This is a genomic window from Pedobacter kyungheensis (assembly GCF_000812965.1).
Classification (GTDB): Bacteria; Bacteroidota; Bacteroidia; order Sphingobacteriales; family Sphingobacteriaceae; genus Pedobacter; species Pedobacter kyungheensis.
The window spans coordinates 106,055-122,008 of record NZ_JSYN01000028.1; the positions used below are offsets into that span (position 1 = coordinate 106,055).

Below are 15,954 nucleotides of genomic sequence, written 5' to 3' on the forward strand. Positions count from 1 at the left end.
TTTTTAGTCTTCAATTAATCCGCGGCCAATCTTTTTAATGGTGTTATTTTTCTTAAGATCGCCCAAAATTTTATCTAAAATACCGTTAATAAACGAATTACTTTTCGGTGTACTGTAATCTTTTGAAAGTTCAAGGTACTCGTTAATGGTAACTTTTACCGGGATAGATGGGAAATTCAAAAGCTCGCAGATGGCCATTTTCATCAAAATGGTATCCATTAAAGCAATACGTTCCGATTCCCAGTTTTTGGTCCTGTCGGCAATCAATTCCTGGTATTTGGCATCGTTTTGCAAGGTGTGTACAAAAAGATCCTGTACAAATTTGCTGTCTTCTACCCAATCGGCACTAATTTCGGTCAGTTTGTTCTTGAAAGGATCTTCTGAAGTAAAGTTTTTCAGGGTTTTGGCCACCATACCTTTCATTACCTCATGATCTACCTGCCAGTTGATAAATTTCTCTTCAAAAACCTGGATAATGGCCTGGCTTTTTAAGATAATTTTACGGAAAATGTATTTGATGATATCTTTTGATGATTCTAAACTTTCGTTCGGATCGGCAAGATAATCGGCATACTCTTTTGATGCTTTTAAAGCATTATAAACGGTTTTACGGATTTCAGGATCAAAACCCCAGTCTACCTTGTATTTTTTTACCGCTGCTGCATAATCAGGGTTTTGCTGCAATAAAACACTAAACTTATTGTGCAGCAATTTCATGTTCGGATTAATATCCTCAGCTGTTTTAATGTGTTTGTTTGCGCGCTCTGCAGCGTCGTTAGCAGTAAATTCGGTAACCTCTACCAATAAAGATAACATCCAGATGTACATTTCGTACACGCTGTCGATGCTTTGCATTAAAGTTTTTAAATCACCTTTAATGTCTTTTTTGTCTGCCATGTGCCAAGCAAAAATGTTTTGCAAAGCTTTGATTCTTAAGTGCCTTCTGTTTAACATGAATGTAAGAACGAGTGTGGTTGTTTAAACCTGTTTTTAATAATTATTATTTAATATGATGATTTAATTTTTTTAATATCTGAAATCCGTTTTTCGGCAATGCGGTTAGCAGCAATATTGGTCGAGATATTTTCGGCCTTACTTAATTTAATCACGCTACGCGTGGCATCGTAGATATTCTCGGTAAGCTGTACGGTACGTTTTTTACCAAAACCAGTTAATTCCGAATAGCATGAAATTAAGCCTCCTGCATTAATCAGATAATCCGGTGCAAATAAAATCCCCTTTTTCAAAAGCAATTCGCTATCTACAACCTCATCTTTTAGCTGATTGTTTGCCGAACCTGCAATAATTGCAAATTTCATTTTTTCAATGGTTTTGTTGTTTACCGTTGCTCCCATTGCACATGGTGCGTAAACATCAGCTTCAGTGGTAAAAATCTTATCGGCTTCAATTGGTTTTGCCTTGTATTTGCGGGCTACGTAAGTGAGTTGTTCCTGATTAATATCGCTGATTAAAACTTCGGCGTTTTCTTTTCTTAAAAGTGCTACCAAATGTTCGCCCACATTACCAATCCCTTGCACCACAATGGTTCTTCCGGCAAGCATATCCGTTCCGAAAACTTCCTTAACGCTGGCTTTAATACCTAAGTATACACCTTGTGCGGTAAATGGAGCGGGATTGCCGGCACCACCTATTGATTCGGGCACACCGGTAACATAATCGGTTTCCATGCGGATATATTCCATATCGCGCGTGTTGGTACCCATTTCCTCAGCGGTAATAAATTCGCCATTCAGGTTTTTAATAAACCTGCCATAGCTGCGCATTAAAGTTTCTGTTTTGTCTTTTCTCGAATCGCCGATGATTACGCCTTTACCACCGCCCAGGTTTAATCCTGTAATGGCAGCTTTATAAGTCATTCCGCGTGAGAGACGAAGGGCATCTTCCAGGGCTTCGTTTTCAGTTGCATAGCTCCACATGCGTGTACCGCCTAAAGCAGGACCTAATGTGGTATCGTGTATCGCAATAATTGCTTTTAAACCTGTGTCGGGATCATTGCAAAAAACCAACTTTTTGTGCCCGTAAGCACTTAATTGATCTAAAATGGAAAAATCTGTCTGCGAATTTGCTGGCATATGAACGTTCGGATAACCTGCTGCAAAATTAGAATAAAAAACGATTATTACATGTATTTAACGAAACTATAACAAAATTAATTCTGCCGTGCTATACCTTGTAGTTCTAAAAGCCCCGGACTTAAGAAAAATATGTCATTAATTTTTAAAGCTTAAACACCGATGCATAAATATGCTGTTTGAAATAACAAATTTATCTAAGTTTGTACAACATGAAACATCTGAGCCGATTAAATAAGTACTTTCTAAAATACAAGTGGTGGATTATTCCGGGAAGTATTTTCGTAGTAATTTCGAATATTTTTGGTGTAGTGCCCGCTCAGGTGATTGGCTATGCAGTTGACCTGATTACTGAAAATATCCAGATTTTTAACCTCTTTAGCGGATTTAACCGTCAGGCTATCATTTATGATATTTTTAGCAGCAATCTGTTATACTTTGGCTTGCTGGTTATAGCGCTTTATTTAATGCGTGGTTTGTTTTTATTTTTTATGCGGCAAACCATTATTTTAATGTCGCGGCATATTGAATTCGATATGAAAAATGACATTTACCAACATTATCAGGAGCTGAGCTTAGGTTTTTATCGTCGCAACAATACCGGCGATTTAATGAACCGGGCTACTGAAGATGTAAATCGCGTGCGCATGTATGTTGGTCCGGCCATTATGTACACTATTAACACCTTTGTATTATCTGTGCTCATCATCTGGTCGATGTTTGATGTAAACTCCAAACTGGCCATTTACTGTTTACTTCCCCTGCCCTTTCTGGTGATCATTATTTATTATGTAAACACGCTTATCTTTAAAAAGAGTGGAAAGATACAGGAGCGTTTATCAGATTTATCGAGTTTTGTGCAGGAACGCTTTTCGGGCATCAGAATTATTAAATCGTATGTGCGCGAAGATTATACGCGCAATATGTTCGAAATACAGAGTAATGAGTATAAAAAAGATTCGATGGGTTTGGTAAGGGTTTCGGCTTTGTTTTACCCTACCATGTTGCTGCTCATTGGCCTGAGTACTATTTTAACCATTTATATAGGAGGTATACAGGTAATGAATGGCAGTATTACGGCTGGCAACATTGCCGAATTTATCATTTACATTAACCAGTTAACTTTTCCGGTAACGATGCTGGGTTGGGTAACTTCGTTAATACAAAGGGCAGCCGCATCGCAGAAAAGAATCAACGAATTTCTGGATATTCCTTCCGATATCCAGTCGACTGAAACTGAAGAACGTGTATTGGCAGGAAATATTAAATTCGACCAGGTAAGCTTTACTTATCCGGATACTGGCATTGAAGCACTAAAAAATGTAAGTTTTGAAATAAAAAGCGGCGAATTTGTGGCCATTATTGGTAAAACCGGCTCGGGCAAATCTACTTTGGCCAACCTGATTATGCGGATGTACGATGTAGAAAACGGCCAGATTGATGTAGATGGTAAAAATATTAAGGCATTGAACCTGAAAGATTACCGCGGGCAAATTGGCTTTGTACCACAAGAAGTTTTCCTTTTTTCGGATACAATTAAAAACAACATTGCCTTTGGTTTAGATACGGTTACCGATGAGGAAGTTTACACAGCGGCCAAAAATGCATCGGTTTATAACAACATTATCGATTTTGACGAAAAGTTCGAAACCATGCTTGGCGAACGGGGTATAACGCTCTCCGGCGGACAAAAACAGCGTGTTTCTATTGCACGGGCGCTGATCAAATCACCTAAAATTTTAATATTTGATGATTGTCTTTCGGCGGTTGACACGAAAACAGAGGAAGAAATCTTACAAAACCTGGGTAAAATTATGCTTGGAAAAACCAGTATTTTAATTGCTCACAGAATTTCTACAATTAAAAATGCGGATAAAATTTTAGTGCTCGATGACGGAAAAATCATTGAACAAGGCACACACAATGAATTACTTAGTAAAAACGGCAGTTATACGGAGCTTTATAACAACCAACTTTTAGAGGAAGAAAGCCGCACGTTTTAAATTGTATCAAAATTGTATTTTGAACTTTAAATATTTGCTTTATATTTACCGAAACCAAAAACCAACATCAATACCAACCATGGGAGAATTCGACAACAAGGAAAGAGAAGAAGTTTTTTCAAAGAAAGTAAGAGCAGGTAAGAGAACTTATTTCTTCGACGTGAAGGCTACGAGATCGGGTGATTATTATTTAACAGTTACCGAAAGCAAGAAAAGATTAGAAGACGGTGTATTTGTAAAACATAAAATCTTTTTATACAAAGAAGATTTCGAAAAATTTGCCGAGGGCCTGAACGAAACTGTTGATTATATCAAAACCCACCAGGATGTGGTTGAAAAACGTTACGAATATTCAGAAAACGGAGAACATAGCAGATCAGGCGATGATTTTTCTTTCTAAGTAATATAATTTCACAAAAAAAGCCTTTGCAAAGTAAAAATTGCAAAGGCTTTTTTATACGCTGTATTTATTTTAACGTACAGCCAGGCCTGCACCTACTAAGAATACCAGTAAAAAATAGCCTACAATAACGGCGATGGTAATGATTCCCCAAAATTTAAACAGAGATTTTAAACTCAATATAGCAGTATCTAAACTTTCTTGATCGCCAAATAACACGCCTTGTTTACCCTTATTGGCCAATCTGAACAATAAAATGCTGGGATAGAAATAAAATAAGCCTAAGAGCAAATAAACCACGGTTACAATGGTTGCACCTCCCTGCCCCAGCGGAGCAAACTGTTTAGCGAGGCCAGGGTTGCCCGAAATAATTGAAGGTATACTCAATGCAGCCAAAATGATAAATGCGGCAAATATAAAACCAACAATCGATAAGAATTTGGCCCATTTTGTAATATCGTAAAGGTAGCTCCGCATTTCTTCGGTAACGATTAATTTTACCTCCTGAGGCACGTCTTGTTCTAAATCTTCCATGTGTGTGATCTGTAATTTTTGTTAAACTTAGATAAAATATCGATCTGCCACAAATTACTGCCTTTATTTAAAGGTTTTAAAAGCTTATCTTTGCCCGATTTTTAGGCGGAAGGCGCAGAAGCATGGAGTATAGGTTTTGAACTATGAACCATCAACTAAAAAACTATTGACTATAAAATAACTAAAATATAAATGGCATTACAATGTGGTATTGTGGGTTTACCAAATGTTGGTAAATCGACTCTTTTTAACTGTTTATCAAACGCAAAAGCGCAGGCAGCAAACTTTCCCTTTTGTACTATTGAGCCCAATGTTGGCGTAATTACAGTACCTGACGACAGGTTGACTAAACTTGCTGAGCTGGTTAAACCAAACAAAGTGCAGCCCAATACCATCGAAATTGTAGATATTGCCGGTTTAGTAAAAGGAGCATCGAAAGGTGAAGGCTTAGGAAACCAGTTTTTAGGAAACATCCGTGCGACCAATGCAATTATACACGTTTTACGTTGTTTTGATGATGGTAACGTAATCCACGTAGATGGTTCTGTTGACCCGATCCGCGACAGGGAAATTATTGATACCGAATTGCAGCTTAAAGATTTGGATACTGTAGATAAACGTATCCAAAAAGTTGAAAAAATGGCTAAAACAGGTGGCGATAAAGATGCAAAACGCACTTACGAAATTTTAACTGTAGTAAAATCTCACCTGGAAAGCGGAAAATCAGTTCGTACGGCGCCATTAGCTTCAGAAGATTTCGATTTCATACTGGATTTAGGTTTACTTACGCAAAAACCTGTAATGTATGTATGTAATGTAGATGAAGCATCGGTAGTTACCGGCAACAAATATGTTGATCTGGTTAAAGCAAATGTGGCTGATGAAAACGCTGAGGTTTTGGTTATTTCTGCTAAAATTGAGTCGGAAATTGCTGAACTGGAAAGCTATGAGGAACGTCAGGAGTTTTTAGCTGATTTAGGTTTAACTGAATCGGGTGTAAACAAACTGATTCGCGCAGCTTACAAATTATTAAACCTTTATACTTACTTTACTGCTGGTGTGCAAGAAGTACGTGCCTGGACGATTACCAAAGGATTTACAGCACCACAAGCCGCTGGTGTGATCCACACTGATTTTGAAAAAGGTTTTATCCGCGCAGAGGTAATTAAATACAACGATTTCGTAACCCTTGGTTCAGAAAATGCATGTAAAGATGCCGGTAAGCTGGGTGTAGAAGGTAAAACTTATGTGGTTGAAGATGGAGACATTATGCACTTCAGGTTTAATGTTTAAACCAAAGTACAAAGAAGATTTTCCAAAATCATAATAGAAATAAAGCCGCCTGAAGAAGGCGGTTTTTTTATTCTTTAATATTTATTCACAAGAAAAAACTTATAAACAAACTAAATGACGCTCAATTTCATCATAACCGAAGAAGATTACTTACAATCAAGACTTTTCATTTCTTCAAAAAACAAAACAGTAAAAAGAGCCAGAAAAAGGAATTGGATCATCCTTAGTGGAGCTTTTTTTATCGCTAGTTTAATTTCTTTTCTTCCAGATGACAGGTTTTTAGGCTATTATTTTTTCATAATTGCGATACTTACTTTACTATTTTATCCTAAATACCAAAAAAGAGTATACAAGCGGCACTATAAAAAATTTGTTAATGAGAACTTAAGCCACCATTTCAATGAATCTGCAACAATTACTTTCAATACAGATTCGGTTGAAATGACTGACAAAACAGGTTATACTCAGATGAAACTTACAGAAATAGACCAGGTTACTGAAATTGAAAAATATTTTTACCTCAGAACCAAATCCAATCAATATTTAATTATCCCCAAAGACCGATTAAGTGAATTGGATAACGTCAGATCTTTTTTCGTAAGCCTGGCTAAACAATTAAATATCGAGTTTATAACAGAATTAAACTGGAAATGGAATTAATGGGTTACACCAACATTTGTCATGCTGAGCGGAGTCGAAGCGCTATATAAAGCAATGTGATTTTGTTCTGATTATCATGACATAATCCAATAGGAAGGTCGTCATTCCTGCGAATGTAGAGATCTTAAATACTTGTGTATTTAGATTCCCAGTCAAGCTGGGAATGACGATTCCAATTATAAAAAGCATAACAAATTCATGTTATTAAACCTCCAGCCCATAGGCTGCCAGCTGTGCTTTGGTGTCTTCGTAATCGGTATGGTGTATGCCTTTCAAGCCCAATTGTTCTGCAACCTGCACAAAGAGCATCCTGTCGTCGATATACAAACTGGTATCTACATCGCTTTGCGAAATATCGATGGCTACTTTAAAAATATCGGCATCGGGCTTACGGAAATGCACAAAGCTGGATGAAACGAAGAAATCGACAAATTCATTTAGCTTAAAGGTATTGATGCGGTATTGATTCAGCTCGCGACCTTCGTTACTGATTACCGCAACTTTAAGGTTGTATTTCTTCTTCAAATCGCAAATCAGCTGGATCATTTCGGGATAAGCCAATGATTTCTTGAACATAAATTCTTTAAAATCATCGTAACTGAAACTCCGTTCTTCAAAGAAAACGATACGCTCCAGGTATTCGTCCAAAGTAAGTTTCCCTACTTCATAGGTATCAAAAGTAAGGTGATGACGTTCTTCGAGATCAACTGAATCCAGGTTAAACAGCACCGAAGCTTCGCCCCTTGCCCGCCTGTCCCAGCCATTGGTTAATAAAACGCCACCGATATCGGTAAAAAGTGTGGTTATTTTCTTCTCCATATATGTTATAGTAAAACGCCTTTTAAAATCAATACGGCAACACTAAAATAGATTACAATTCCGGTTACATCAACCATGGTGGCCACAAAAGGGGCCGATGAAGTGGCGGGATCGAGTTTCAGTTTTTTAAGGATAATAGGCATCATCGAGCCAATTAAACTTCCCCACAGCACAATGCCCACCAAGGTAAAAAATATGGTTGTGGCAATTAAAAGCCAATGTGGGCCATAATTATATAAATGCAGTTCCTGCCAGGTAATAATGCGGATAAAACCGATGGTGCCTAAAATTATACCAAGCAATGCACCAGAAATCAGCTCTCGCCGCATTACGCGCCACCACTCGGCAATAGTTACTTCGCCCAGTGCCATGGCTTGTATAATCAGTGTAGATGCCTGAGAGCCGCTGTTACCACCACTACTCATGATTAAGGGAATAAAAAGCGATAATACAACTGCTTTTTCGAGTTCGATTTCGAAATGCTGCATCGCTGTTGCGGTTAACATTTCGCCTAAAAAGAGTACGATTAACCAGCCTGCACGCTTTTTTACCAGCTTTAAAATCGGCATATCCAGGTATGGTTCGTCCAAAGCCTCGGTACCCCCTATTTTGTGCATATCTTCGGTATACTCTTCGTTGGCAATCCACAAAATATCATCAACGGTTACAATACCCAAAAGAATGTTGTTTTCATCCACAACCGGTAGAGCTACACGGTTATTCATCCTGAAGATGTTAATGGCATCTTCCTGCGGATCATTAGCCTTTAATGCGATAAAGCGTCTGTCGGTTAATTCGCCAATAATGGCTTCAGGATCGGCCAGTAAAACTTCCCTGATCCTGATATCGTCCAACAATACACCTTCTTTATCGATTACGTATACCACATCAATGGTTTCGGAGTTTTTACCGTAACGCCTGATGTGCGCCAGAACCCGTGCAATTGACCATTCGGGCTTAACGGCAATGTAATCGGGGGTCATTAACCGGCCAATACTGTATTCGTTATAACCTAAAAGGGTAAGCGACTCGTTACGTTCCTGCGGCGGCAAAAGTGTAATCATTTTCTTTACCACATCGCCTTTTAGCTCACTAAAAAGTGCAGTACGGTCATCAGGTGGCAGATCTTTAATGATCTGGTTAAGCTTATTGCCTGAAAGTTTTTTGATGATACGCTCCTGGGTTGGAAAATCGAGAATCCGGAAAACGTTTACCGCCCTGTTTATAGAGAGGGTTTCGATAAATTTGGCAGCATACTGTGGCAGCTCATCAATAAGTTGTTCAACATCCGAAATGTTCAGTTGGTCGAGATATTGCTTTAAAGCTTTATCGTTTTCCTTTTCAAGCAGTTCCTGAATCTCTTCTACAACCATTTCTTCCATAAACAACTATTTTTTTGTTACATGCCTAAACCTCTATTAACGGTTCGCAAAGGTGCATTTTTATTTCTAAAAAAGCCAGTGCCGGGGCTTTAAAAATCGTTAAGCAAGCACTAAATAAAAAAATACGGGGCCAGAAACCGCGGCTATAGAAAACAGAGACAATGATTTAATTATTTTTTAACACAAAATAAAACCTGAGGTTCAAAAAGCCAGCTGCTTTTATATTTAATGACTAAAAATAGCCGATTTATTTTGATTAAATGATTTTGATTTTTCTATATTTGCAGCCTTGCTCCCGTAGTTCAATGGATAGAATTATGGTTTCCGGTACCATCGATATGAGTTCGAATCTCGTCGGGAGCACAAACGAGACAAATCAGTTTTCAAGCTGCTTGTCTCGTTTTTTTTATCTCCTAGACCGCTATTTATCAAACATATTAGCTCCGCTCCTTTATTCAATAAGTTATTATCTAAAGCTTGCGCGATTTAATCAGGTTAGCTATACATGCTATCACACTATGGTAACTTTAAAAGAATGGATTGAAAATTATTGTGGTAGAATTTTAAGCTTATATTCTTACCGAAAGCCCCAAACTAACCTATTTATTGATTATCCTTGTTGAGCATTTATATTTTTATGCATTTTCAGCGCTGAAATTGCGGGAATCAGATAAGGGCTTAAAAACAAGCAATGTAAGCACAGAATTACAAAACCACGTCAATATCAAAGTACACTATTTTTTTGTGATGTCTAAAAAAAATGATATTTTGAGTTATTAAACGCTCTACTGTAATGTCACAGACTAAGCGGCTTACTTCTATAGCATATGAATAAGAAAATCCTGGTAGTTGATGATGACCTGTTTTTGCTTGGATCTCTGGAACTATTGCTTTCAGATGAGGGCTACATTGTCAGTTTAGTCGATAAATCATCACTGATTAAAGACTCGCTCGTTGCCTTTAATCCTGATTTAATTATTATGGATATTTGCCTGGATGATGCCGATGGAAGGGAAATTTGCGATAAAATTAAAAATTCGTGGCTTACTGCTCAAATCCCAATAATTTTAATGACTGCCCTTTCGCATAAAAAAATCAGTGAATTAGATTGTCTGGCCGATGCAATTATCGGAAAACCTTGTAATTATGATACGCTGCTTAAGACAATTTCTGATTTGATAGAATAGAAACTGGTCATCAGAAAAATGCTTACAAAAACGAGACAAACCGGTTTTTAAGCTGTTTGTCTCGTTTTTGTTTTTAAGGATTTCTTTAAATATACCTTTTAATTAAGGCTATTTTCGTCAGCAAACGATTTTTCGGCTTTACTACTATTTCTTAAATTCTACTTTAAAGCCAGTTACCTGCCAGGCCGGATAATTTTCAGGCTTTTTTATCAGCAGCGAATCATCGCGCTGCTCCCAGTTTAATTTTTGTTTACTGCCCAGTAAAGTAACTGAACTAATGGGCTTAGTCAGATATTTCGAGTTCCGACCCAACAGTTTCATCTCAATATCCCCCTGCGGAACGTTTAAACAAAATGCAAAAAGATCGTTTCCTTTAGTGGTGTAACGGATATCTGCAGCCAGATATTCGCGCGTATCTGTTAAGCCGCCAAAACGACCTTTTGTTTGGTTAGATTTAAGGGTTGATGGCCCTTCGCCATACACTTTCCAGGGGCGTGTGGCGTAAATCCCTTCTCCATTCAGTTTAATCCATTCGCCTATTTCGGTAACAATTTTAACCACATCGGGCTCCAGGTCGCCCTCAGGAGTTTGCACAACATTAATTAACAAATTGCCGTTTTTGCTCACAATATCTACTAAAAGCTGCGCAATTTCATTTGCACTTTTGTATTTCTGTCCGGTTCTGTAATACCAGTCGCCTATTGAGGTATCGGTTTGCCATGGGAAAGGGCTGATCGAATCGAGCACCCCACGCTCAACATCCTGTGCCCATTTACCTTCAGATGGTTCTTTAGGGGTATAAACGGCTTCGAGCTTACCTTTATTTTTTGTAATATCCTGATTATAGTAATGTGCTACCATGGTGCGGCCAATGTCCTCAAACGGAAGCTTGCTATCTGAGTAAAGTAAATCAGGATGATAGTTATCAACGAGTTCGGTTACGTATTCCAGCCATTTTTTTTGCCAGCCGGGATTATTGGTAATCCATTCATTAATGTTGCTCGAATCGGCTGGCAAATGATAAAGATCTGCATATTGCGGATCACGTCCGTCATAAGGAATGCCGGCAAACCGACCGGTTTTATCTGCCCCATGACTGGGTTGAAACCAGTTAAAACTGGCTGCGAGATGCTCTGAAACGCCAAAACGCAGTCCTTCTTTTTTAGCTGCCTTTTGCCACAACCCCACTACATCTTTCTGCGGCCCCATTTTTACCGAATTCCACCTGTGGATTTTAGAATTCCATAAAAAGAACATATCATGATGTGAGCCCATACTTACAAAATATTTTGCTCCTGCCTTCCTATAAAGGGCCATTAATTGCTCCGGATTCCACTTTTCTGCTTTCCACAATGGAATTATATCCTTATAGCCAAATTTAGAAGGAGTACCATAATGCGCTACATGGTATTTGTTCTGACCGCTGCCCTGCATATACATGTTTTTGGCATACCAATCGCCTTGCCTTGGAACGGCCTGCGGCCCCCAATGAGACCAGATTCCGAATTTTGCGTCACGAAACCAATCCGGATATTGATATTGCTTTAAGGATTCGTCTGTCGGCTTAAATTTCTGAGGTTCAATGCGGGTGTTGTTTTGCTGCGCCTGAACATTTATCGACATGAAAAATGCCGTAATCATTACAACTAATGTTTTTTTCATTTATGGTTTCTTTAAATTTTGAATGTTAAATTTTACTGCACAAAGGCTGCAGGGCACAGAAATATGAGCAGCAAGCTGCCAGACAATTGTTGTTCAGGATGTTTCATATATTTGGCTATTACATTCAAAAATAAGTATCTTATCCGATCTAAATTTAATTAAAACAGACTATTTATTGTAAAAATCCGACATTTTATTGAAAAAAATGGCCAAAAGAATTCTTCAAAATACTTTTTCTTTACTCAATGTAGATTATGTAAAACTTTCTGCCAAATGGGATTATCGGAGTGTAATTAGCCCCTATTACCGCATTTATTACATTGATGAAGGATCAGGAGCAATATCTGATCAACAACAAAGTTTGCAGCTCGAAGCAGGCTATCTCTATATTATTCCAAGCTTTACTTTGTGCAACCTCCACTGCAACGGTTTTTTAAGTCAGTATTTTGTTCAGTTTTTTGAAGAATCTGCAGATGGGATTTCGCTCTTTGCCCAAAGGAGGGCTATATCCAGAATCAAGGCCAGTCCAATGGATATTGATCTTTTTAAACGTTTACTCGAAATTAACCCCGGCCGGGGCATTAACCGGTCTGACGACCCCAAAATATATGAAAAGAACATTTTTTATAAGGAATACCAGGAACTAAATAACCGGCAGAGTTTGGCAGCTTACCTGGAAACACAAGGAATATTGCTACAACTGATGGGCCGTTTCTTGCAACCAAAATTTTTCTTAAAACAGGAATCGCACCCAAAAATCCCAGTTAAAATAGCCGAAACGGTTAGTTATATTTTAATTAACCTGAATCAGGAATTATCGGTAACAGCACTAGCATCGCGGATAAATCAACATCCCGATTACTTTTCGCGCTTGTTTAAAACCTTTACCGGCGAGCGCCCGGTTAATTATATACTTGGCAAGCGTATAGAACGTGCGCAATATCTGCTTGCCACCAGCCAGTTAAGCTATTCTGAAATTGCAAGCCAAACGGGTTTTGATAACCTTTCGTACTTTTCCAAATCGTTTAAAAAAATTACAGGCATGTCGCCCGGAACTTATAAAAAACAGGTTTATAAAGTGGGTTTTACCTTATAAAAAATGATTAAAAGCTATTTAAACCTTCAACAGAACCGGATTATTGAAGTGGAAAAGGCTTTTTTTTTGCTGAAATGGAAATAAAAAAGCCACGACATCCATCGTGGCTCTTATCAACTAACCTAAACTTTATAAATACTAACCAAATATTTATGCTGCAAAGCTAATGCCCTTGCATTAAGGAGATATTAAGTGATTATTAACTGTAATAAAACGCACAAAAACATAACATTACCACAGCAATGAGTTAAAACAGCCACCCTTACTTTGCAGCAACATTAAGCAATACAAAAATCAGTATGGAAAAAACGGCAAATATCATCAGTACCGATCTGCAAAAATTCATCGATAAATTCGAACCGGCTAAATTCAAACTCATGACTAAAGGAATTGAGATCAGGGGCATTAACGATTTACCCAAAAACATTAGTCAGGCCAGGGCACTGATCGAGAGCATGAAACTTAATTTAATGGTGGTACATCATGCCGGGATGCTGGCTTACAGAGCATTTGAAGTAAATGTAATTCCACCGGCCGCATAAAAAACAAAAGCCCTGCAAAATGCGGGGCTTTACTTATTTAATTCAGCTGTTCTCTGGGCAAGCCGTGAATAACCACATTGCCCAAAACAATATCTGCCTTGAAGAAAACAAATTCCAGATCGGCATAGAGGTGTACTCCTGCAGTAAGCAATATCTGCCGGGCAAACTCAGCCATGGCTGCCTGATCGTTAAATGACATGTCGCCGGGAATTAACAATGCAATTACATTAGGCTCGCTTACCTTTACTTCAATATCAAACTGAGTAACCAGGCCCATTATTTTCTTCGCTACCGCAGCCAGTTCATTTGCTGTAATTTTAGCCATATTGTTCTATTCATTTAATTTACCTGCACCAATCAATATCATCTAATCCTTACGTGCAAATATAAAAAAACGGTAATTGCATGCAACTTTTGGCTAAATACAAAAGCTAAACCACGAGGTGTTAATGCTCCCCTGGCTTTAATTTATTTTATTCGTTTGGTGGCACAACATCTGTAATGCTAAAAACTTTTAGTCCGGCCGGAACTTTCCATTGCACCGTATCGCCTTTTCTAAAACCAATCAGTGCTGCCGCAATAGGTGTGGTAACCGAGATTTTCTTTTCTTTGATATTGGCGTATTGCGGCAGCACAATGGTTAGGGCTGTAGTTTCGCCTGTCGCCTCGTCGGTTATCCACACCCGGGCATTTAATCTGATGCCATGTGCAGGAAATGCTTCCTTTTTAATGATAATTGCCCTGCTTAGCTCTGCCGAAAGCGACATTTCATCACTTCCAGCATTTTGTTTACTAAAATAAGGCTTAAGGAGGTTATAGTCCTCCTGGGTGATAATCACCGGATTGCTCTCGTTTGGATTCATATTTATTGTTTTTAAATGGATTTGAAATTGAAAAAAACACAAGCGCGGCAATATATCGCCAATGGCGTCCTTCTTTTTTTTAATAAATTGCTGCTGAATTGTGTTTAACCCCAAACCAGGGATGGTATGTTATAGGCTTGGGGCAAAATGATCAAAATCCTTAAAGCTAGGGATGTAGAAGAGCCTGGCTGAAAAGTTACTGATGCCCGATTTTCGAAGCACGCGCAAGCCATACCTGTTGCAGCTTAAAGCAAAAGGTTTAGGATTAGCGATTATATGGTTGCTACAAGGCTTCAATTTATCCAAATATAACCTTTATGGTGCCAGTCTGCAAACTCATTAGCTTCAATTAACATGATTATGACGTGTTGCAGTTAAATTTTGCTTACCGCATTGATGAAGTAAGGTGAATCGTTCCACTTAATTTTTTTATAGCTAAAGTCTTTTTTTAGCGCCTCAGGAAGGCAATCCCACACGGCCTGACTCATTTTTTCGAGTAGTAGTTTTTTAGAAAAGGTATCGGATACCACAAAACTGATTTCCCTTACCGGTTTAGGGTCTTTGAAAGTTTTAAAGAGCGCGGTTTCTTTCTCGTTGATGATTGAAAGTGCCGGAATAATGGCAAAGCCAAGCTTGGCGCGTACCAGGTTTTTCAGTGTTTCGATCGAAGAGATATCATAACTGAACTGTTCTTTTATTTTACCCGGCTCCTTGATTCCGCAAATATCCAATAGCTGTGCATTGTAGCAGTATTCGTTCTGCAACAACAACAATTCAGGCTTATCATAGGGCTGTAACTCGTAAAAATCGTCGTTGGCCATGGGATGGTTTTCATTTAAATAAGCCACAAAAGGTTCTTTAAAAATGGCATGTTCAACCAGGTTTGGATGACCTGTTGGCGTTGCCATAATGGCCACATCGATTGCTCCTGTTTCTACATCCTGCATCAGCTGACCTGTATTGGCCTCTTTAATTACAAAATTTACTTTGGGCGCGATGGTTTTCATGGCGCTGATAAATAAGGGAATAAGATAGGGCGATAAGGTTGAAATTATACCCAGTTTCAATTCGCCTTCGAGCAGGTTTTTCTGGTTAATTACAAAATCGCGGATTTCATCGGTTTCACGCAAAATTTTCCTGGCGCGGTTAATAATCTCCTTACCCAGTACTGTTGGTGTTAGTGGCACCTTGTTGCGATCGAAAATTTTAATCCCGATTTCTTCTTCCAGGTTTTTGAGTTGTATGGTAAGCCCGGGTTGTGTTACCATGCAAACTTCTGCCGCCCGCGCAAAATGACGTTCCTCATCCAATGCCACTACGTATTTCAATTGCTGAATAGTCATGATTATAAATTTAATTTATAAAGATATAAAATTATCAATTTGATTTATGATCGTAGCCGCAATAAATTTGTTCCAAC

16 protein-coding genes and 1 tRNA gene are annotated in these 15,954 nt (G+C 38.4%); 8 read left to right on the plus strand and 9 right to left on the minus strand.

Annotation, left to right across the window (positions count from 1 at the left end; genetic code table 11):
- Window positions 1-3: 3 nt before the first annotated feature.
- Together nusB and OC25_RS21180 are read right to left on the minus strand one after the other, a co-directional pair.
- On the minus strand, window positions 4-954 hold the full coding sequence (nusB, locus tag OC25_RS21175) for a transcription antitermination factor NusB (RefSeq protein WP_039480131.1): 951 nt from the start codon (window positions 952-954) through the stop codon (window positions 4-6).
- A gap of 50 nt (window positions 955-1,004) precedes the next feature.
- Window positions 1,005-2,093 carry a Glu/Leu/Phe/Val family dehydrogenase gene (locus OC25_RS21180; protein ID WP_039480133.1) on the minus strand — a complete coding sequence of 363 codons (1,089 nt, stop codon included), beginning with the start codon at window positions 2,091-2,093 and terminating at the stop codon, window positions 1,005-1,007.
- Window positions 2,094-2,305: 212 nt separating this feature from the next.
- On the opposite strand from OC25_RS21180, the gene OC25_RS21185 reads away from it, so the two are divergent.
- On the plus strand, window positions 2,306-4,096 hold the full coding sequence (locus tag OC25_RS21185; protein ID WP_039480135.1) for an ABC transporter ATP-binding protein: 1,791 nt from the start codon (window positions 2,306-2,308) through the stop codon (window positions 4,094-4,096).
- A 79-nt stretch (window positions 4,097-4,175) separates the two neighbouring features.
- Window positions 4,176-4,496 (plus strand): DUF3276 family protein, encoded by a 321-nt coding sequence (locus OC25_RS21190; RefSeq protein ID WP_039480137.1) that lies wholly within the window; start codon window positions 4,176-4,178, stop codon window positions 4,494-4,496.
- A gap of 72 nt (window positions 4,497-4,568) precedes the next feature.
- Here the strand turns inward: OC25_RS21190 and OC25_RS21195 are convergent, their stop codons facing one another.
- Complete coding sequence (locus OC25_RS21195) at window positions 4,569-5,030, minus strand: DUF5362 family protein (protein ID WP_052266370.1); 462 nt, start codon at window positions 5,028-5,030, stop codon at window positions 4,569-4,571.
- A 192-nt stretch (window positions 5,031-5,222) separates the two neighbouring features.
- Between OC25_RS21195 and ychF the strand changes: the two genes are divergently transcribed.
- Together ychF and OC25_RS28490 are read left to right on the plus strand one after the other, a co-directional pair.
- Window positions 5,223-6,323: a redox-regulated ATPase YchF gene (gene ychF, locus OC25_RS21200; protein WP_039480140.1), complete on the plus strand. Its 1,101-nt coding sequence runs from the start codon at window positions 5,223-5,225 to the stop codon at window positions 6,321-6,323.
- Between the two features lie 114 nt (window positions 6,324-6,437).
- The gene (locus OC25_RS28490; protein WP_039480142.1) at window positions 6,438-6,983 is read left to right on the plus strand and encodes a YcxB family protein; all 546 of its coding nucleotides are present in this window, start codon (window positions 6,438-6,440) and stop codon (window positions 6,981-6,983) included.
- A gap of 204 nt (window positions 6,984-7,187) precedes the next feature.
- Here OC25_RS28490 and OC25_RS21210 read toward each other — a convergent pair whose 3' ends face one another.
- Both OC25_RS21210 and mgtE read right to left on the minus strand, forming a co-directional pair.
- Window positions 7,188-7,802 carry an HAD hydrolase-like protein gene (locus OC25_RS21210; RefSeq protein WP_039480145.1) on the minus strand — a complete coding sequence of 205 codons (615 nt, stop codon included), beginning with the start codon at window positions 7,800-7,802 and terminating at the stop codon, window positions 7,188-7,190.
- A 5-nt stretch (window positions 7,803-7,807) separates the two neighbouring features.
- Window positions 7,808-9,184: a magnesium transporter gene (gene mgtE / locus OC25_RS21215; RefSeq protein ID WP_039480147.1), complete on the minus strand. Its 1,377-nt coding sequence runs from the start codon at window positions 9,182-9,184 to the stop codon at window positions 7,808-7,810.
- Between the two features lie 291 nt (window positions 9,185-9,475).
- On the opposite strand from mgtE, the gene OC25_RS21220 reads away from it, so the two are divergent.
- Together OC25_RS21220 and OC25_RS21225 are read left to right on the plus strand one after the other, a co-directional pair.
- Window positions 9,476-9,547: transfer RNA gene (locus tag OC25_RS21220), tRNA-Arg, on the plus strand.
- 464 nt (window positions 9,548-10,011) lie between these two features.
- Complete coding sequence (locus OC25_RS21225) at window positions 10,012-10,371, plus strand: response regulator (protein WP_039480149.1); 360 nt, start codon at window positions 10,012-10,014, stop codon at window positions 10,369-10,371.
- 144 nt (window positions 10,372-10,515) lie between these two features.
- Here OC25_RS21225 and OC25_RS21230 read toward each other — a convergent pair whose 3' ends face one another.
- Entirely contained in the window at window positions 10,516-12,033 is a 1,518-nt protein-coding gene (locus OC25_RS21230) for an alpha-L-fucosidase (protein WP_039480150.1), read from the minus strand.
- A 205-nt stretch (window positions 12,034-12,238) separates the two neighbouring features.
- Here OC25_RS21230 and OC25_RS21235 point away from each other — a divergent pair, with 205 nt between their 5' ends.
- Together OC25_RS21235 and OC25_RS21240 are read left to right on the plus strand one after the other, a co-directional pair.
- Window positions 12,239-13,129, plus strand: coding sequence for a helix-turn-helix domain-containing protein (locus OC25_RS21235; protein WP_039480152.1), 891 nt, complete (start codon window positions 12,239-12,241; stop codon window positions 13,127-13,129).
- Between the two features lie 299 nt (window positions 13,130-13,428).
- Window positions 13,429-13,671 (plus strand): hypothetical protein, encoded by a 243-nt coding sequence (locus OC25_RS21240; protein WP_039480153.1) that lies wholly within the window; start codon window positions 13,429-13,431, stop codon window positions 13,669-13,671.
- Window positions 13,672-13,708: 37 nt separating this feature from the next.
- Here OC25_RS21240 and OC25_RS21245 read toward each other — a convergent pair whose 3' ends face one another.
- The 3 genes from OC25_RS21245 to OC25_RS21255 all read right to left on the minus strand — a co-directional run bounded on the left by OC25_RS21245 (window position 13,709) and on the right by OC25_RS21255 (window position 15,877).
- Window positions 13,709-13,996: a hypothetical protein gene (locus tag OC25_RS21245; RefSeq protein ID WP_039480154.1), complete on the minus strand. Its 288-nt coding sequence runs from the start codon at window positions 13,994-13,996 to the stop codon at window positions 13,709-13,711.
- Between the two features lie 148 nt (window positions 13,997-14,144).
- Window positions 14,145-14,534, minus strand: coding sequence for a GreA/GreB family elongation factor (locus tag OC25_RS21250; protein ID WP_039480253.1), 390 nt, complete (start codon window positions 14,532-14,534; stop codon window positions 14,145-14,147).
- Window positions 14,535-14,908: 374 nt separating this feature from the next.
- Window positions 14,909-15,877, minus strand: a complete 969-nt coding sequence (locus OC25_RS21255) for a hydrogen peroxide-inducible genes activator (RefSeq protein WP_039480156.1) — start codon at window positions 15,875-15,877, stop codon at window positions 14,909-14,911.
- Window positions 15,878-15,954 lie beyond the last annotated feature (77 nt).